This is a genomic window from Amycolatopsis nigrescens CSC17Ta-90 (assembly GCF_000384315.1).
Classification (GTDB): domain Bacteria; phylum Actinomycetota; class Actinomycetes; order Mycobacteriales; family Pseudonocardiaceae; genus Amycolatopsis; species Amycolatopsis nigrescens.
The window spans coordinates 400,452-418,261 of record NZ_ARVW01000001.1; the positions used below are offsets into that span (position 1 = coordinate 400,452).

Annotated in this window: 15 protein-coding genes; 3 read left to right on the forward strand and 12 right to left on the reverse strand. The window is 71.5% G+C overall.

Translation table 11 applies throughout. The annotated features are described in order from the left end of the window. Positions 1-7 precede the first annotated feature (7 nt). Entirely contained in the window at positions 8-553 is a 546-nt protein-coding gene (locus tag AMYNI_RS0101895) for an Rv1352/Rv1906c domain-containing protein (protein ID WP_245573852.1), read from the forward strand. 171 nt (positions 554-724) lie between these two features. Here the strand turns inward: AMYNI_RS0101895 and AMYNI_RS0101900 are convergent, their stop codons facing one another. From AMYNI_RS0101900 to nadD, 7 genes are all read right to left on the reverse strand, one after another. Then, entirely contained in the window at positions 725-3,163 is a 2,439-nt protein-coding gene (locus AMYNI_RS0101900; RefSeq protein WP_020666269.1) for a ComEC/Rec2 family competence protein, read from the reverse strand. Next, a complete protein-coding gene (locus tag AMYNI_RS0101905; RefSeq protein WP_026359951.1) occupies positions 3,160-3,957 on the reverse strand; it encodes a ComEA family DNA-binding protein in 798 nt (265 codons plus the stop codon). The genes AMYNI_RS0101900 and AMYNI_RS0101905 overlap by 4 nt, the downstream gene beginning before the upstream one ends. Before the next feature lie 146 nt (positions 3,958-4,103). Beyond that, the gene (locus AMYNI_RS0101910) at positions 4,104-4,970 is read right to left on the reverse strand and encodes a DegV family protein (RefSeq protein WP_020666271.1); all 867 of its coding nucleotides are present in this window, start codon (positions 4,968-4,970) and stop codon (positions 4,104-4,106) included. Positions 4,971-4,980: 10 nt separating this feature from the next. Next, the gene (gene octT / locus AMYNI_RS0101915; protein ID WP_020666272.1) at positions 4,981-5,709 is read right to left on the reverse strand and encodes a diglucosylglycerate octanoyltransferase; all 729 of its coding nucleotides are present in this window, start codon (positions 5,707-5,709) and stop codon (positions 4,981-4,983) included. 3 nt (positions 5,710-5,712) lie between these two features. After that, positions 5,713-6,327: a histidine phosphatase family protein gene (locus tag AMYNI_RS0101920; RefSeq protein ID WP_020666273.1), complete on the reverse strand. Its 615-nt coding sequence runs from the start codon at positions 6,325-6,327 to the stop codon at positions 5,713-5,715. Then, positions 6,324-6,743: a ribosome silencing factor gene (rsfS, locus tag AMYNI_RS0101925; protein ID WP_026359952.1), complete on the reverse strand. Its 420-nt coding sequence runs from the start codon at positions 6,741-6,743 to the stop codon at positions 6,324-6,326. Before rsfS ends, AMYNI_RS0101920 begins: the two co-directional genes overlap by 4 nt. Positions 6,744-6,812: 69 nt before the next feature. Further along, positions 6,813-7,412, reverse strand: a complete 600-nt coding sequence (nadD, locus tag AMYNI_RS0101930; RefSeq protein WP_084628215.1) for a nicotinate-nucleotide adenylyltransferase — start codon at positions 7,410-7,412, stop codon at positions 6,813-6,815. A gap of 299 nt (positions 7,413-7,711) precedes the next feature. Here nadD and AMYNI_RS0101935 point away from each other — a divergent pair, with 299 nt between their 5' ends. Then, positions 7,712-9,823: a RecQ family ATP-dependent DNA helicase gene (locus tag AMYNI_RS0101935; protein WP_020666276.1), complete on the forward strand. Its 2,112-nt coding sequence runs from the start codon at positions 7,712-7,714 to the stop codon at positions 9,821-9,823. 100 nt (positions 9,824-9,923) lie between these two features. Next, a complete protein-coding gene (locus tag AMYNI_RS0101940; RefSeq protein ID WP_020666277.1) occupies positions 9,924-11,204 on the forward strand; it encodes an MFS transporter in 1,281 nt (426 codons plus the stop codon). 131 nt (positions 11,205-11,335) lie between these two features. Here the strand turns inward: AMYNI_RS0101940 and proB are convergent, their stop codons facing one another. The 5 genes from proB to AMYNI_RS0101965 all read right to left on the reverse strand — a co-directional run bounded on the left by proB (position 11,336) and on the right by AMYNI_RS0101965 (position 17,798). Next, positions 11,336-12,445: a glutamate 5-kinase gene (proB, locus tag AMYNI_RS0101945; protein ID WP_020666278.1), complete on the reverse strand. Its 1,110-nt coding sequence runs from the start codon at positions 12,443-12,445 to the stop codon at positions 11,336-11,338. After that, a complete protein-coding gene (gene obgE / locus AMYNI_RS0101950; RefSeq protein WP_020666279.1) occupies positions 12,442-13,890 on the reverse strand; it encodes a GTPase ObgE in 1,449 nt (482 codons plus the stop codon). The genes proB and obgE overlap by 4 nt, the downstream gene beginning before the upstream one ends. A 127-nt stretch (positions 13,891-14,017) precedes the next feature. Beyond that, positions 14,018-14,275 (reverse strand): 50S ribosomal protein L27, encoded by a 258-nt coding sequence (gene rpmA / locus AMYNI_RS0101955; protein ID WP_020666280.1) that lies wholly within the window; start codon positions 14,273-14,275, stop codon positions 14,018-14,020. Between the two features lie 16 nt (positions 14,276-14,291). Continuing rightward, a complete protein-coding gene (gene rplU, locus AMYNI_RS0101960) occupies positions 14,292-14,606 on the reverse strand; it encodes a 50S ribosomal protein L21 (RefSeq protein WP_020666281.1) in 315 nt (104 codons plus the stop codon). 162 nt (positions 14,607-14,768) lie between these two features. Continuing rightward, positions 14,769-17,798, reverse strand: a complete 3,030-nt coding sequence (locus tag AMYNI_RS0101965) for an Rne/Rng family ribonuclease (protein ID WP_020666282.1) — start codon at positions 17,796-17,798, stop codon at positions 14,769-14,771. Between the last annotated feature and the right edge of the window lie 12 nt (positions 17,799-17,810).

Consider the following 17,810-nt stretch of genomic DNA (forward strand, 5'->3'; position numbering starts at 1 on the left):
GCACGAAATGCGCGAGCACCTTTTGCGATACCTCCTGACTATCCGATGTGGTGAAACGAAAATGTCCTCTTTGAATCTCAGAACAGCCGGGCTCGCGGCCGCCGGCCTGGCGACCGCCGCCGTAGGTGTGGGCGCCGGTTTCCTGATCGGCAAACCGGATCGTCCGGTCACCCCGGTCGCGGCCACCCGTGAAGCACCGGTGACCATCGTCCGGACCGAAACAGCAACCCCGTCGACCGTCACCCTTCCTGCTCCGCCACCGTCCACCGTCACCCTGCCGCCGTCCACCATCACCCGGCAGCCGCCCACTACCGGCGCCGGGGGCCTGAAGACGAAGATTGCCGACGGCACCTTCCTCGTGGGAACCGATATGGAAGCCGGGACCTACAAAACCGACGGCGGCGGTTCGCTGTGCTATTGGGCAAGGCTCAAGGACGACGCCGGCCACAACATCATCGCCAACGACCTCACCGAAGGCGGCCCGACCCGTTTCACCGCCAACAAGGGTGAATACGTGAAGGTGTCGAACTGCACCTTCTCCAAGACCAAGTAACCCGATCAGTTGAACGACCGTAACGCCGGCCCAGTCACACGCGACCTCGTCATGAACCGTGACCCAATGTCAGTTAGGGCAACTGACAGAATTTTCTCCAATCGCGGAGCCACCTGTTGTTTATGAGATACCGGCCACCGCAACCGTCGTGACCTGGGCCCTTCCGGGACGCTACCGACCAGCGGACTGCTGGCACCGGCAGGGCGCCGGAGGGGCGCGTTGACGGCCGCGGCGGGTGAGGGCGGGGCCCTGGAGGTCGGGCAGGACGGCGGTGTCGCCGTCGGTGTCGGTGCGGGCCACCAGTGCGCCGGCCGCACCGAGCAGGTCGAGGGCGTGCTTGCTCGGGTGACCGTAGGCGTTGCCCGCGCCCACGCTGATCAGTGCGGCTCGTGGCCGGATCGCGGAGACGAACTGCGGAAGCGCCGAGCGAGAACCGTGGTGCGGCACTTTCAGGATCTCCGCACGCAGGTCCGCCCCGCCGGCCAGCAGGTCTGCCTGCGCGGCCAGCTCCACGTCACCGGTGAGCAGCATCCGCCCGGCCGGGGTCTCGGCCCGCAGGACCACCGACGTGTTGTTGATCCCGGTGCCGTCCTGAGCACTGCCGGACCGGGAGCTGACGTAGCTCGGGCCGAGCACTTCGATGCTCAGTCCCGGCCACTCCATGCGGGTGCCGATCTCCAGTTCCAGCAAGGGCACGCCATGACGACCGGCCACTTCGGACACTTGGCGCCAGGCCCAGTCGGGGCTGCGGCCTGGACCGACCGCGATCGCGCCCACCACGCGCCCGTCGAAGGCGGAGTCCAAGCCGGCGATGTGGTCGGCGTGCAGATGGCTCAGCACCACCAGCGGCACTCGATCCACGTCCAGCCGGTCCAGGCACTCGTCCACCGGGCCTGGCTCCGGTCCCACGTCCACCACCACCGCGCGTCCCGGCTCCGCGGTGGCCAGTACGGCGGCATCTCCTTGTCCGACATCGCAGGCGACGACCGCCCAGTTCGGGGGCGGCCACGCCGGGGCGATCACCCGCACCGGGATCAGTACCAGCAGCATTCCGGCCAGCAGCACGGCCAGACCGACCCGCAGCCTCCGGTAGCGCAGCAGGAAGACCAGCACGGCCGCGACCACCGCCGCCGACAGCCCACCCCACCAGCCACCCGGCCAGGGCAGGTTCGCCCCCGGCACGGCGGCCGCCCGCCTCGCGACCGTGATCAGCCAGTCCGCCTCCGGACCGGCCAGCCGCATCAGCAGCCCGGCGGCCGCGGGCGACACGACCGCGACCACGGTGGCCAGCACGCCGAGCACGGTGGCGGGCGCGACCACCGGAGCGGCGAGCACGTTCGCGGCCACCGCGACCAGGCTGAGCCTGCCGGCCATGCCGGCGATCACCGGCGCGGTCACCAGGAACGCGGCCGCCGGAACGGCCAGCCCCTCGGCCAGGCCCGGCGGCACACCCCGCCTGGACAGGGCGTCCGCCCAGCGGGGCGCCAAGAGCACCAGCCCCGCCGTCGCCAGTACGGAGAGCGCGAACCCGAAGCTCGCCGCCATCGCCGGATCGAAGGCGACGAGCACGCAGACCGCCGCGGCCAGCGCAGGCAACGCGGACCGCTTGCGCCCCAGCGCCAGCGCGAGCAGCCCGACCGCGCCCATCACCCCCGCACGCAACACGCTCGGTTCGGGCCCGACGAGCACCACGAACCCGAGCAGGGCGGCCCCGGCGAGCGCCGCCGACAACCGGGGACCAACCCGGAAAGCCCGCAGCAGCAACAGAACAGCCCCGCAGATGATCACCAGGTTGCTGCCGGACACGGCCAGCAGGTGCGTCATGCCCGCAGTTTCGAACTCCCGCTCCAGCCGTGGTGAAAGCCTGCTGGTGTCACCCAGTACCAAGCCCGGCAGCAACCCGGCGGGTTCCTCCGCGAGCACGGATGCGGCTTGCCGCAGGCCTTCGCGCAAGGACGCGGCGGTGTCCTGCCACCACGGCGCCGGCCCGACCTCTTCCGGCGGGCCACGGACGTAAACCGACGCCGCGGTCAGCTCCGCGGCCCTCGCGGGAGCCAGCGAACCGGAGGTGCTGACCAGCTGCCCCGGCAGCAAGGCCGACCACCGCTCAAACGGCGCGATCAGCACCACCTTGCCGGTGGATCGCACGGGCACGCCGTCCACCGCCGCCGTCACCACCTCGGCGGCGATCACCACCGACCTGGCCCCGGCCTGCTGCCCGGCGTAACCCGCCGCCCGGACCGGTTCCGGCCGTTCCGCGACGCTCACCCGCAAGGTCACCACGTCACCGCGCAAAGCTGGGACGCGCAGGGGGTCCCGTTCGGCCTGCCAGAGCCGCAGGGCCAGCGGACCGGCTAGCGTCAGCCCGCCGATCAGCAGCGCGAAAGCGGCCGCCACCCAGCGCGGCCGGGTGGTGCGCACCCGCCGGAACAGCACCACCGCGGCCAGCGCGGTGACCAGCCCGGTCACCGTCGCCACCCACCATCCGCACAGCAGGCCCAGCAGGGCGCCGAGCCAGCCGGCGACCGCGACCGGGATCAGCCGGAAATCGTGTCGCACCACCGGTTCCGGCGTCCCGGACACGGTGGGCGACCGCACGGAGGCGATCATGACACCCGCACCTGTTCCCGCAGTTTCGAGAAACGCGTTTCGCCGATCCCGTCGACGTCGCGGAGTTGTTCCACCGAAGCGAAACCGCCGTGCTGCGCGCGCCAGTCCACGATCCGTTGCGCAGTGACCGCGCCGATCCCCGGCAGGGTGTCCAGTTGGGCGACGGTGGCCGTGTTGAGGTCGATCTTCCCGGCCGGACCGGCGCCCGCACCCGATTGGGCGGCGCCGCCGGGCAGCGCGTCCGGCGGCGCCGGCACCCCCACCGCGACCTGCTCGCCGTCGGCGACTCGACGGGCGAGGTTCAAGGTGGTCAGATCGGTACCCGGGGTCGCGCCGCCGGCGGCACGGACGGCGTCCGCCACCCTGGCTCCGGCGGGGACGGTGACCAGGCCGGGCGAGGACACCTTGCCGACGACGCTGACCACCAGTGGACCGGCGGGTGCCTTGTCCACCGCGGCCGCGGGTGCCGTGTCCGCGCGCGCCACGGGCAGCGGCGGCGGCCGTTCCGGTGCTGGTGATCCGCCGAGCAGCAGGATCGTGGTGGTCACCAGGACCACCACGCCGGCCAGTACGGCGAGCACGGCAAGCCGCCGCCGGACCGCGGGTGCTGCACCGGTGAGCCCGGCGGGCAGCCATCGGCTCATCAGTCTGCCCACGGCTCCGCTGGGCGGAACGGGCCGGGGAGGCGGCGGTGGCGCACCGGACCTGGCCGCTTCGGCCAGCTGGGTGAGCCGGTCGTGGGGTGGCGCGCCCCGTGAGCCGGGGTCGGATTCGGGGGCTGGGCTTTCGAACACGCATTCGACGCTAGGCCGGTGGGGGCGCGGTGGGCAGTGGAGATTTCGCCCGCTGTGGATAACCCGGGTGCTGTGGACAGGCCGGCCCGGACGGGCTGGATCGGGCCGTTCTTGTCGCCGCCTTGTGCGATGCTGGCCGGTTCGGGCTAGCGACCCCCTGCGGTCCCGGAACTCCGGCGCTGCACCACCACCCCGAGCACCCCCGGCCCGGTATGCGCCCCGATCACGGCGCCGATCTCCGAGATCACACAGCCGGCCGAGCCGGGCAGCCGTTCCTCCAGCCGGTTCGCCAGCTCCACCGCGCGCTCCGGCGAGGCGAGGTGGTGCACGGCCAGTTCGACCCGGTGCTCACCGGCGGCCTGACCGGCCAGTTCGACCAGCCTGGCCATCGCCCGGTTCATCGTGCGCACCTTCTCCAACGGCCTGATCTGGCCGTCTTCCATGTGCAGCAACGGTTTGACCGCGAGCGCGGTGCCGAACAACGCCGCCGCCGGACCGATCCGGCCACCACGGCGCAGGTGTTCGAGCGTCTCCACCACGAACAAGGTCTCCGAGTTCGCCGCGGCGGCGACCGCGGCCGCTTCGACCTCCGCCGGGGAGCCGCCCTCGGCGGCTTTCGCGGCCGCGTGCAGGGCCGCGAAACCGAGCCCCATCGCGGTGCTCCGGGAATCCACCACCCGCACCAGGTCCGGCCCGACCTCCTGCGCGGCCAGCACCGCGGACTCCCAGGTTCCGGAGAGCTCGCTGGACAGGTGCACCGAAACCACGGCGTCCGCGCCCGTCCGCAGCGCCCCGCGGAACGTCTCGGCGAACTCTTGCGGCGTCGGCCTGGCCGTGGTCACGATCCGACGGCGGCCGAGCGCCTCGGCCAGCGCGGCCGGGCCGACGTCCACCCCGTCCAGCGCGGACACCCCGTCGATCAGGACGTGCAGCGGTACCACCCGGATCTCGTGCCGGTCGGCGAAGCCCTCCGGCAGGTGGGCGGTGGAGTCCGTGATGACTGCGACCGGCACGCCCGCCAGCCTACGGGCCGTCCGGCGCCAGCAGCGGGCCGAGCAGGCCGGCCATCGCCTTGCCCACCTCCGCGTGACCTTCCCAGCCCCAGTGCATCCCGTCCTGGTTGCCTCGGCCGGCCAGCACGTGCGGCCCCACCACCGCGGACAGGTCGAGCAGCGGGACGTCTGCCCGGCGACCCCAGGCCGTCATCGCGGCCGCGGCGCCGGGCCGCGCGGTGTGCACATATCCGTAGGACGCGGCCCGGTGCACCGACGGCAACATGCCGATGATCGGCAGCGACGGCCGGACCGCCCGCAGCGCCTCCACCATGGCATTCAGGTAGTGCACGGTCAGCCTGGCCGGCAGCACCACCGGCCTGCCGCGCAGTACGACCGCCAGCTTCGGCTGCGCGGCAAGGTAGGCGCCGCGAACCACCCGGCGCAGCCCGGCGGGCCGCAGGTAGCGCAACCCGCCGCGCAGGTAGGTCGGCAACGGCGACGGCAGCGTGTCCATGCTGCCCACCGCCAGCACCACCGCGTCCGCCTGGTGCAGATCCGCCCACACCCGCGGGTCCCCGGTGAGCGACCACCACGCGTCGCGCGCGTTCCAGCCGATGCCGGCGACCAGGTCGGCGTGGCCGCCGAGGGCGGCGGCGGTGACGTTGAGCCAGAGCCGCGGGTCGTCGGCGGCGTGCTCGCCGTCCGGGCCGTGGAAGCTCAGCGAGTCACCGAAGACGAGCAGTCGCGGGGCCGGCATCGCTCAGCCGGTGATGCCGGCGTTGTACGCGTGCAGGCGCCAGTTGCCGTCCCGCAGCCCGAGCTCGACCCAGTGGCAGTTGGCGATCCCGCCGAGCGAGGGCCACGCCTCGACCGGCAGCCGCAACAACCGGCCGGTGAGCGCGATGATGAGCCCGCCGTGCGCGGCCAGCAGCACCGTCTCGTCCGGACCTTCTTCGCGCGAGCGCAGGTCGGCGACGACCTCCGCGGCCCGGTCCGCGACGTCCACTCTGGACTCTCCGCCGGGCGGTGCCCAGGTGGCGTCCTTGCGCCAGCGGTCCCGCTCCCCCGGCCACCGCAGGTCGACCTGCTCGCCGGTGAGCCCCTGCCATTCGCCGAGGTGGGTCTCCCGCAGCCGCTTGTCGATCCGCAGCGGCACCCCGGTCGCCTCGGTGAGCACCGTCGCCGTGTCGGTCGCGCGGTGCAGGTCCGAGGCGATCACCAGGTCGAGGTCGAACCGGGCGAGCGCAGGTACGGCGAACCGGGCCTGGTTCCAGCCGACCTGGGTAAGTGCCGAGTCCAGATGCCCCTGCATCCGGCCGGCCGCGTTGTAGTCGGTTTCGCCGTGCCGCCACAGCACCAGCCGGCACACGGTCACGGGGCGCCCCGCCCCCCGGCCGGGTCCTCCTCGTCGTCCCGCTCGTCCCCGTACTGGTCCAGCCCGTCCACCTCGATCCGCGGGCAGTCCTTCCACAGCCGCTCCAGGCCGTAGAACGAGCGCTCCTCGGTGTGCTGGACGTGCACCACCACATCCACGTAGTCGAGCAGCACCCAGCGGCCCTCACGGGCGCCTTCCCGGCGCACCGGCTTGTGCCCGGCGATCCGCAGCTTCTCTTCGACGTTGTCCACGATGGCGCCGACCTGGCGTTCGTTCGGCGCCGAGGCGATCACGAAGGCGTCGGTGATGACGAGCTGGTCGGACACGTCCAGCACGACCACATCCGTGGCCTTCTTGTCGGCGGCCGCATGCGCGGCCGCGGTCGCCAAGTCACGTGCTTCGGACGTCGCAGCCACGGTTCTCCCTCGGATAAAGATTGTGCGCGCACAGAGCGTACCCGGCCGCCACCAGGAGCCGCCGACGCCTCAACCGGCCTCCGGGTCGCGATACAGCTTGCGTTTGTCGATGTAACGCACGACACCGTCGGGGACCAGGTACCAGACCGGCTCGCCGGCCTGGACGCGCGCCCGGCAGGCGGTCGACGAGATGGCCATCGCAGTGACCTCGACCAGGCTGACCTTGCCGCTGGGCAGGTGGTGGTCGTTGAGGTGGTAGCCCGGCCTGGTGACACCGATGAAATGCGCGAAGGTGAACAGCTCGTCGGCGTTGCGCCAGGTCAGGATCTGCTCCAGGGCGTCCGCGCCGGTGATGAAGAAGAGTTCGTCCTCGGGATACTCGGCGTGCAGGTCGCGCAGGGTGTCCACGGTGTAGGTCTGCCCGCCGCGGTCGATGTCCACCCGGCTGACCGAGAACACCGGGTTGGACGCGGTGGCGATCACCGTCATCAGGTAGCGGTCCTCGGCCCTGGTGACCTTCCGCGACGTCTTCTGCCACGGCTGGCCGGTCGGTACGAAGATCACCTCGTCCAGCCCGAACCGGGCCTGAACCTCGCTGGCCGCCACCAGGTGGCCGTGATGCACGGGGTCGAAGGTGCCGCCCATGACCCCGATGCGGCGTGCTGACATGGATCAACAGCCTATACATCGCCCAGGACACGGTGCGTGGGTCCACCTCCTCCGCTCCCAGGTGGAGGGGTCCCACGCACCGCGCCTCTTCGGCGGCCTGGGGGTACCGCCGGGCACCGGCCACATCCCCGTATGGGCCAGCACACGGAAGAGAGTTGTCTCCCTGCGTGCGATGACGACATCACGGTCTGTGACCTGAATCACATTCTATCGCACTTTCGGTACGAGTGATCCCTTTACCTCTGCTTCTTCTCCCGCCGAGGCGCGCAGAGTCGTCCCCATGCGGTAGAGGTTGGTCCGTGGACACCAACTCTCTCCGCCGGCAGGCCGAGGTTCTGCTGCGCGCGCTGGCGGGCGAAAACGCGATCCTGCGCGAGGACCAGTGGGTCGCGATCGAAGCGCTGGTCGCCGAACGGCGGCGGGCGCTGGTCGTGCAGCGCACCGGCTGGGGCAAGTCCGCGGTCTACTTCCTGGCCACCGCGCTGCTGCGGGCGCAGGGCGCCGGGCCGACCGTGATCATCTCCCCGCTGCTGGCGCTGATGCGCAACCAGATCGCGGCCGCGGCCGGCTCCGGGATCAAGGCCGCCACGATGAACTCGGCCAACCCGCAGGAGTGGGACGAGGTGCAGGCCGCGATCAGCGCGGGCGACATCGACGTGCTGTTGGTCAGCCCGGAGCGGCTGAACAACCCCGACTTCCGGGACACCGTGCTGCCCAAGCTCACCGCCACGGCCGGGCTGCTGGTGGTGGACGAGGCGCACTGCATCTCCGACTGGGGGCACGACTTCCGGCCGGACTACCGGCGGCTGCGCACCCTGCTGGCCGCCCTGCCGGACGGGGTCCCGGTGCTCGCCACCACTGCCACCGCGAACGACCGGGTGGCCACCGACGTGGCCGAGCAGCTCGGCATCGGCCGGGCCGGCGGCTCGGACACCCTGGTGCTGCGCGGCCCGCTCGACCGCGAAAGCCTGCACCTCGCGGTCACCTGGCTGCCGACCAGCGAGCAGCGGCTGGCCTGGCTGGTCGAGCACCTGGCGGAGCTGCCCGGCTCCGGCATCATCTACACGCTCACCGTCGCCGCCGCGTATGACGTGGCGAGTGTGCTGTCCGACCACGGCTATGCGGCGGTCCCGTACACCGGCAAGACCGAGCCCGCCGACCGCGAGGCCGCCGAGGACGACCTGCTCGCGAACCGGGTGAAGGCGCTGGTCGCCACCTCGGCGCTGGGCATGGGCTTCGACAAGCCGGACCTCGGTTTCGTGGTGCACCTGGGCGCCCCGTCCTCCCCGATCGCCTACTACCAGCAGGTGGGCCGGGCCGGGCGTGGCGTACGGCGGGCCGAGGTGGTGCTGCTGCCCGGCCGGGAGGACCAGGAGATCTGGCAGTACTTCGGATCGCTGGCCTTCCCGGACGAGCTGCGGGTCACCCAGGTGCTCAACTCGCTCGCCTACGCCGAGCGGCCGATGTCCACCGCCGCACTCGAACCAGCCGTGAACCTGTCGCGCTCGCGGCTGGAGATGGTACTCAAGGTGCTCGATGTGGACGGTGCGGTGCGGCGGGTCCGCGGCGGCTGGGAGTCCACCGGTCAGGACTGGCACTACGACGCGGAGCGCTACAGCCGGGTCAGCCGGGCCCGCGCGAGCGAACAGCAGGCCATGCGGGACTACCAGTCCACCACCGGCTGTCGGATGGAGTTCCTGCTCCGCCAGCTCGACGACCCGCACGCGGCGCCGTGCGGCCGCTGCGACAACTGCACCGGCGGCCACCGCTCCACCGAGGTCTCCGCGAAGGTGGCTGAGAAGACCGGCGAGCGGATCAACCGGCCGGGGGTCGAACTCGGCCCGCGGCGGCAGTGGCCCACCGGATTGTCCACTTTGGACGTTCCGCTGTCCGGGCGGATCGCCAAGACCGAGCAGGCCGCGCCGGGGCGAACCCTGGGCAGGCTCACCGACGTCGGCTGGGGTACCCGGCTGCGCGAGCTGGTCGGCGCCACGGCCGAGGACGGCGAGGTCCCCGAGTCGGTCTTCGAGGCCTGCGTCAAGGTGCTGGCCGCGTGGGACTGGGCCGAGCGGCCGGTGGCGGTGGCCGGTATCCCGTCCAGCACCCGGCCGAAGCTGGCCGAGCACCTGGCGCGGCGGATCGCCGAGGTCGGCAGGCTGGAGTTCCTCGGCTCGCTGGACTCGGCCGGGCAGCCACCGCGCCGGGCGAACAGTGCGCAGCGGGTGGCCGACCTGTGGCAGCGGCTCGGCCTGTCCGGCGAGCTCGCCGGCCGGGTGGCCGGGGCGGGCGGCCCGATCCTGCTGGTGGACGACCTGGTCGACACCGGCTGGACCATGACCATGGGCGCCAGGTTGCTCCTGCAGGCCGGCGCACCGGCCGTGCTGCCGTTCGCGCTGGCGTCCACCTCGTAGCGGGACGGCGCGGTGGGTCGTTCGCATGGCGAAATACCTTCCGCTTCGCCCATTCGTGTGGCATGGTCCCTTCTCACTGGTCGCTCGCGCGGAGGTGGACATGTCCGAATCGACCGTCGACCCCCAGGTCACGCATCGGCTACCGGTCCGCAAGCTGTTCGCGGCCAGTGTCGGCAACGCCCTGGAATGGTTCGACTGGACGATCTACGCGACGTTCAGCATCTACTTCGCGAGCGCCTTCTTCCCCGGCGATCTGGCGGACATCAACACCTTCGCCACCTACGCGCTGGCCTTCTTCTTCCGGCCGCTCGGCGGGGTGCTGCTCGGCCGGTTCGCCGACCTCAAGGGCCGCAAGCCGGCGATGATCCTGACCATCGTGCTGATGGCGGGCGGCTCGGTGCTGATCGCCGTGCTGCCCACCTACGAGCAGGTGGGCTGGCTGGCCCCGATCCTGCTGATGGTGGCCCGGATCGCGCAGGGGCTCTCCCTCGGCGGCGAGGTCTCGAACGCCTCGGCCTATCTCGGCGAGATCGCCCCGGCCAAGCGCCGGGGCCGGTATTCCTCCTTCTTCTACATCTCCACCGGCTCGGCGGTGCTGATCGCGTCGGTGCTCGGTTTCGTGCTCGACCGCACCATGGACAAGGCGGACCTGGCCTCCTACGGCTGGCGGATCCCGTTCCTGCTCGGCGGCGTGCTCGGCCTCATCGGCCTCTGGCTGCGGCGCAGCCTCGCCGAGACCGAGCAGTTCGAGAACAACAAGACCAGGGCGAAGAAGGTGGAACGGCCGCTGCTGACCACCCTGCGCGAACATCCCAAGGCGGTCGGCCAGCTGATCGGCTTCAGCATGCTCTCCACGCTCTGCTACTACACCTTCTTCAGCGCGCTCACCCCGTTCGCGGTCAAGACCAGGCACGCCGAAGCGGACGACGTCTTCCTGGCGCTGTCCATCGCGACCGCGCTGTTCATCGCGCTGCAGTACCCGATGGGCGCGCTCGCCGACCGGTTCGGCCGCAAACCGCAGCTGCTGGTGTGGTCCGCGGCCACCGCCGTGCTCATCGTGCCGCTGTCCACCCTGGTCCGGCCGGGTTTCGGCGGGCTGCTGGTGGTGTTCTGCGTCGGCCTCGGCCTGTACACGGCGATGACCTCGATCGCCCCGGCGATCATGAGCGAGCTGTTCCCCACTGAGCTGCGCGGGCTCGGCATCGGCGCCTGGTACAACCTCACGGTGGCCACCTTCGGCGGCACCGCCCCGCTGGTGATCAGCGCGCTGGCCAAGTGGAACGCGTCCACGGTGTTCTTCTGGTACGTCGCCGCCGGGGCCGCGATCGCGTTCCTGGTGATCCTCCGGCTGCCCGAGACCAAGGGCAGCGAGCTCAAGTAGGTCCTCTGGGAGAACCTCACCAGCGAAGACCCCGGCGCGGTCGGGGTCGAACAGCAGCGCGAGTTCCTGCAGCGTCAGGCCGCCGGTGACTTCCCGGCCGACCTGGACCCCGGCATCTGACGGCTGAGCCGCTAGGCGCCGAAGGGCACCAGGTCGTCGGCGTGCACGACCTCGCGGCGCTGCTCGGCCGGCAGGTCGGGGCTGGAGCGGCCGATCAGCTCCGGCAACTCCCCCGCGTCGAAGGCCACCACGCCACGGGCCACCACCCGCTGCGCGGGGTCGACCAGATCCACCACGTCGCCGGCCTGGAAGTCCCCGTCCACACCGGTGATCCCGGCGGCCAGCAGCGACCGGCGGCGGCGCACCACGGCGGTCACCGCGCCGTCGTCGAGCTGCAGCCTGCCGGCGCTCCCCGCGGCGTAGCCGAGCCAGAACCGGCGGGCCGACAGCCTGGTGTCCGCGGCGGCGAACGCGGTGCCGACCTCGGCCGCGCCCAGTGCGCTCGCCGCGTCCACCGCGGCGGACAGCAGCACCGGGATGCCGGCTGCGGCCGCGGTGCGGGCGGCGGCCAGCTTGGACACCATGCCGCCGGTACCGAGCCCGGAGCTCGACATGCCGACCTCGATACCGTCCACATCGGACTCCCCCGCCACCTCGGTGATCCGCCGGGTGGCCCCGTCGCGCGGGTCGCCGTCGTACAGAGCGTCCACATCGGACAGCAGCACCAGCGCGTCGGCGCCGATCAGGTGGGCCACCAGTGCGGCCAGCCGGTCGTTGTCGCCGAAGCGGATCTCTTCGGTGGCCACCGTGTCGTTCTCGTTGACCACCGGGACCGCGCCGAGGGCGAGCAGCCGGGAAAAGGTGCGTTGCGCGTTGCGGTAGTGCGAGCGCCGCACCACGTCGTCGGAGGTGAGCAGCACCTGGCCGACGGTGAGCGAGTACCGGCCGAAGGACTCGGCGTAGGCGTGCGCGAGGGCGAGCTGGCCGACGCTGGCCGCGGCCTGCTGGGTGGCCAGGTCACGCGGCCGCTTGCCGAGCTTCAGCGGGGCGAGCCCGGTACCGATCGCGCCGGAGGAGACCAGCACCAGCTGAGTGTCCGCGGCGACCCGCCGCGCGATGGCGTCCACCAGCGCGTCCAGCCTGGAGCGGTCCAGCCCGTCGCCAGCCGTGGTCAGCGCGGACGAGCCGACCTTGACCACCAGCCGGCGAGCGGACGCGATCGCCGCCCTGGCACCGGTCATCGCCCGTCCCCGGGTTCGTCCGGGCCGTCCCGGCGAATCCGGCGGGCTTCCTTGCGCTCGGCGGCGCCGACCCGGCTGTCGTCCTCCAGCCGGACGTCGGTGCCGCGACCGGACAGGTGCGCGGCCATCCCGGCCGGTGTCGACGGCTCCCAGTCGAAGGTGACGCCGCCGATGGTGACCGGGGTGCCTGGCTGCGCGCCCTGACGCGCCAGTGCCTCCTCGACGCCGAGCCGGTTGAGCCGGTCGCCCAGGTAGCCGACCGCCTCGTCGTTGCCGAAGTCGGTCTGGTTCACCCAGCGTTCCGGACGGCGGCCGCGCACGATGAAGGCGTCCTCGTCCGCCGGATCGCGTTCGACGGTGAAGCCAGCGTCGTCCACCGCGAGCGGGCGGAGCACCACCTTCGCCGGCTCCGGCGCCGGCTGCTCGGACCGGTACTTCTCCACCACCGCGGCGAGCGCGAAAGTCAGTTCCCGCAAGCCCTGCCTGCTCGCGGTGGAGACCTCGAACACGGGCAGCCCGCGTTCCTCGAGCTCGGGACGCACAAGCTCGGCGAGCTCGGCGGCCTCCGGTACGTCCATCTTGTTCAGCACCACCACCCGGGGCCGGTCGGCGAGGTCGCCGCCGAGGCTCGGGGTGTACCTGGCCAGTTCCTGCTCCAGTGCGTCCACATCGGACAGTGGGTCGCGGCCCTGTTCGTAGGTCGCGCAGTCGATCACGTGCACCAGCACCGCGCAGCGCTCGATGTGCCGCAGGAAGTCCAGGCCGAGGCCTTTTCCTTCGCTGGCACCGGGAATCAGGCCGGGCACGTCGGCCATGGTGAACACGACCGTGCCCGCGCTGACCACGCCGAGGTTGGGCACCAGGGTGGTGAACGGGTAGTCCGCAATCTTCGGCTTGGCCGCGGACAGCACCGAGATCAGCGACGACTTGCCGGCCGAGGGGAAACCCACCAGCCCGACGTCGGCCACCGAACGCAGTTCGAGCACCAGGTCGCGGCTCTCGCCCGCCTCGCCGAGCAGCGCGAACCCCGGCGCCTTGCGAGCGCGGGAGGCCAGCGCCGCGTTGCCGAGTCCGCCGCGGCCGCCTTGCGCGGCGACGAAAGTGGTGCCTGGGCCGACGAGGTCGGCCAGCACCTCCCCGTCCTCGGTGAGCACGACGGTGCCGTCCGGCACCCGCATCTCCAGCGTGTCGCCGTTCGCGCCGTTGCGGTGGCTGCCCTGGCCCTGCTTTCCGTTGCCCGCCTTGGCGTGCGGGCGGAAGTGGAAGTCCAGCAGGGTGTGCACGCTGCTGTCCACGACGAGCAGCACGTCACCGCCGTTACCGCCGTTGCCGCCGTCGGGCCCGCCGAGGGGCTTGAACTTCTCCCGGTGCACCGAGGCGCAACCGTGTCCACCGTCTCCGGCGGCCAGATGGATCACCGCGCGGTCCACGAACCGGGACGCCATGTCTTGCCTCTTTCGTACCTGCTGGATCACATACGGCTGGTCACATATAGAAATGAAAAACGAGGGGCGGCACCGGATTGTTCCGGCGCCGCCCCTCGTCGAGGTTTCTTCGCGTCTACCGGGCCTTTCAGGCCTCGGCCGGCACGATGTTGACCGTCTTGCGGCCACGCTTCGAACCGAACTCGACCGCACCGGCGGCGAGCGCGAACAGCGTGTCGTCGCCGCCACGGCCGACGTTCACGCCGGGGTGGAACTTGGTGCCGCGCTGCCGGACCAGGATCTCGCCCGCGAGGACTTCCTGGCCGCCGAAGCGCTTGACCCCGAGCCGCTGGGCATTGGAGTCACGACCGTTGCGGGAGCTGGACGCGCCCTTCTTGTGTGCCATGGCTGCTCTAGGTCCTTTACTTGTTGATGCCGGTGACCTCGACGCGGGTCAGCTTCTGCCGGTGACCCTGCCGCTTGTGGTAGCCGGTCTTGTTCTTGAACTTGCGGATGCGGATCTTGGGACCCTTGGTCTGCTCGACGACCTTGCCGGTGACCGAGACCTTCGCCAGTGCGTCGGCGTCCGCCGTGACCTCGCCGCCATCGACGAACAGTACGGCGGGGAAGGTGTGCTCGGTGCCCGGCTCGCCCTCGAGCTTCTCGACCTCGACGACGTCGCCGACGGCCACCTTGTACTGCTTGCCGCCGGTCTTGACGATCGCGTACGCCGACACGGGAGTCTCCTGCTTACTCGACAATGGGTGGGGGCTTGTGCACTCGTCCCGCAGTGAAGCGGTCCGGGAGGCGCACAATGCGACCTGCTCTTGTGGCGGGCCGCCTTGTAGGTTACGTGCCACCCCGGATTGACCTTGCACCGGGGTGGCCTAACCCTGTGGTCAGCCCTTGTCCGAGGCGCTGACCGGTGGTCCAGCCGGCCGGGAGGCCGCCCGGCGCGGACGTCGCCGCGCCGAACGTGCCGCCGGAGCCGGCACACTGCCCTCGGGCGCGGCGGGCGAATCGTCCGCCGCGTCCTCGGTGTTCTGGGGGGTGTCCTGCGGTTCCGCCTGCTCGGCGGTCTCTTCGGGCACCTCGGGAGCCGCCGTGTCCTCGGCCTTCTCGGTTTCCACCGAGGACTCGGAAGTCACCGAAGTCCCTGTGTCCGCTGACGCCACTTCAGGCACCTGAGGCACAGGTGTCTCCGCGGGCGCCTCGGCCTTGGCCTGCGCTGGCTCGGTGGCGTGCCCGTTGAGCTGAGCGCGCTCGGTGTCGTCCTGCTGTCCGGCCGGCTCGTCGTCGGTCTTGGCCGCCGCCACCTTGGACGCCTGCGCCATCGCCTGCACCGCGGAGACCACCGACTCGCGCTGCTCCTGGGTGGGCGGTGGCGGCACCTGCTCGGTGTTGCGCGCGGGCTCGATGTGCGACGTGTCGTCGCCCTTGCCGCGGCCACGGGAGCGCCGGGAACCACCGTGCTGGTGCCCGCCGCCGTTACCGCCACCGCCTCCACCGCCGCCGTTGCCGCCGCCGGAGCGGCTGGGCTCGGTGGAGACCACGACGCCGCGGCCCTTGCAGTGCTCGCAGGTGCTGGAGAAGGCCTCCAGCAGCCCGGTGCCGACCCGCTTGCGGGTCATCTGCACCAGGCCGAGCGAGGTGACCTCGGCGACCTGGTGCCGGGTCCGGTCCCGGCCGAGGCACTCGGTCAGCCGGCGCAGCACCAGCTCGCGGTTGGACTCCAGCACCATGTCGATGAAGTCGATCACGATGATGCCGCCGATGTCCCGCAGCCGCAGCTGGCGGACGATCTCCTCGGCGGACTCCAGGTTGTTGCGGGTCACCGTCTCTTCGAGGTTGCCGCCGGAGCCGGTGAACTTGCCGGTGTTGACGTCGATCACCGTCATCGCTTCGGTGCGGTCGATCACCAGGTAACCGCCGGAGGGCAGCCACACCTTGCGGTCGAGCGCCTTGGTGATCTGCTCGTCGATCCGGTGGTCGGCGAAGACGTCGCCGTTGCCGACGTAGCGCTTGAGCCGGTCGGTCAGGTCCGGCGCCACGTGCTGCACGTAGGCCTGGATGGTCTCCCACGCCGTGCCGCCCTGCACTTCGAGCTTGGCGAAGTCCTCGGTGAACAGGTCGCGCACGACCTTGACCAGCAGGTCCGGCTCTTCGTAGAGCAGCACCGGGGCGGCCGACTTCTTGGACTTGTTCTTGCCCTCGTCGGCCTTCTCCTTGATGATCTCCCACTGCGCCTTGAGGCGGCGGACGTCGCGGTCGAGCTCGTCCTCGCTGATGCCTTCCGAGGCGGTACGGATGATCACGCCGGCGTCCTCCGGCACGATCCGCTTGAGGATGTCCTTGAGGCGACGGCGCTCGTTCTCCGGCAGCTTGCGGGAGATCCCGGTGGCCCCGCCGGCGGGCACGTACACCAGGAACCGGCCGGGCAGGGAGATCTGGGTGGTCAGCCGGGCGCCCTTGTGCCCGACCGGGTCCTTGGTGACCTGGACCAGCACGCTGTCGCCGGTGCTCAGGGCCTGTTCGATCTTGCGGGACTTGCCCTCCAGCCCGGCGGCGTCCCAGTCCACCTCGCCGGCGTAGAGCACCGCGTTGCGGCCGCGGCCGATGTCCACGAACGCCGCCTCCATCGAGGGCAGCACGTTCTGCACCCGGCCGAGGTAGACGTTGCCGACGATGGAGCCGCTGCCGGACGAGGTCACGAAGTGCTCGACGAGCACCCCGTCCTCCAGCACGCCGATCTGGGTGGAGTCGCCCTTCTCGGCGACCACCATGGTGCGTTCCACCGACTCGCGGCGGGCCAGGAACTCGGCCTCGGACAGGATCGGCGCGCGGCGGCGGCCGGCCTCGCGGCCGTCGCGGCGACGCTGGCGCTTGGCCTCCAGCCGGGTGGAGCCGCGCACGCTGCGGACCCCGTCACCGCCCGAGCCACCGCTACCGCCCGAGCCGCCGCTGTTGCCGCCACCGCCGCGGCCGCCGGACTTGCCCTCCGACTCGGCCTTGGCGTCGCGGACGTGCACCACGGTGTTCGGCGGGTCGTCCTGGGTGCCGGAGCCGCCCTCGGCGGAGTCGTCGTCCCCGCCCTTGCGGCGGCGACGGCGGCGACGGCGCTTGCTGCCGCCCTCGGAGTCGCCGTCATCGGCGTCGGCCTCCGCGTCCGGGCCGCCCTCTGGCTTCTTGCTGTCCTTTTTGTCCTTCTTGTCGCCGTCTTCGGCGTTCGCCTGGTCGGCGTCCTTGTCGTTGCGGTCGTTGCGGTCGTTGCGGCCGTTGCGGTCACGGCGGCCGGTGGGCTCGGCCTGCTCGTCCTCGGCTTCCAGCGAACCGTCCTCGCCGCCCTTGCCGCGGCCACGGCCACGACGGCCGCGGCGGCGACGGCGACGACCGGCGGCTTCGTCCTCGTCACCGTGATCGCTGTGGTCACCGTGATCACCGTGTTCGCTGCCGTCGGCTTCGTCGGAAACCTCGGTGTCCGGCTCGTCGGCCACCGGCTCGGGCTTGCTGGGCCGCTTCGGCTCGGCAGCGGGCTCCGGCGGCAGGAAGACCGGCGACGGCGCGGCGAAGACCGGAATGTGCGTGAGCGGCCGCTTCGGCTCGGCGGCGGGCTCCGGTTCCTGCCTGGTCTCGGCGGCCGCGGTTTCGGCGGGCTGAGCGGGCTGAGCGGGCACAGCGCCGGCCTGCTCTTCGGTGACTCCGAGCGCCTCCGCGACCCGAAGTGCCACGTCACGCGGCACGCTGGACTGCGCGCTACGGGTGGGCTCGCCCAGTTCGGTCAACTTTCCCAGTACGTCCCGGCTGCTCGAACCGAGCAGCTTCGCCAGCGCGTGCACCCTGATCCTGGCCGGCAGCTCGGCCAGTGGAGTGGATGCAGGTGTGGCGGTATTCCCGCCGGTGTTCTCGGCGGGTGTTTCCGCGTTCGACATATATCTCCTCCG

Excerpts from the sequence above, each read along its gene's own strand:
- AMYNI_RS0101895 (WP_245573852.1), top strand. The coding sequence starts at position 8 with ATGCGCGAGCACCTTTTGCGATACCTCCTGACTATCCGATGTGGTGAA.
- AMYNI_RS0101900 (WP_020666269.1), bottom strand. The coding sequence starts at position 3,163 with ATGATCGCCTCCGTGCGGTCGCCCACCGTGTCCGGGACGCCGGAACCG.
- octT (WP_020666272.1), bottom strand. The coding sequence starts at position 5,709 with ATGCCGGCCCCGCGACTGCTCGTCTTCGGTGACTCGCTGAGCTTCCAC.
- nadD (WP_084628215.1), bottom strand. The coding sequence starts at position 7,412 with ATGTCAGCACGCCGCATCGGGGTCATGGGCGGCACCTTCGACCCCGTG.
- AMYNI_RS0101940 (WP_020666277.1), top strand. The coding sequence starts at position 9,924 with ATGTCCGAATCGACCGTCGACCCCCAGGTCACGCATCGGCTACCGGTC.
- proB (WP_020666278.1), bottom strand. The coding sequence starts at position 12,445 with ATGACCGGTGCCAGGGCGGCGATCGCGTCCGCTCGCCGGCTGGTGGTC.
- obgE (WP_020666279.1), bottom strand. The coding sequence starts at position 13,890 with ATGGCGTCCCGGTTCGTGGACCGCGCGGTGATCCATCTGGCCGCCGGA.
- rpmA (WP_020666280.1), bottom strand. The coding sequence starts at position 14,275 with ATGGCACACAAGAAGGGCGCGTCCAGCTCCCGCAACGGTCGTGACTCC.
- AMYNI_RS0101965 (WP_020666282.1), bottom strand. The coding sequence starts at position 17,798 with ATGTCGAACGCGGAAACACCCGCCGAGAACACCGGCGGGAATACCGCC.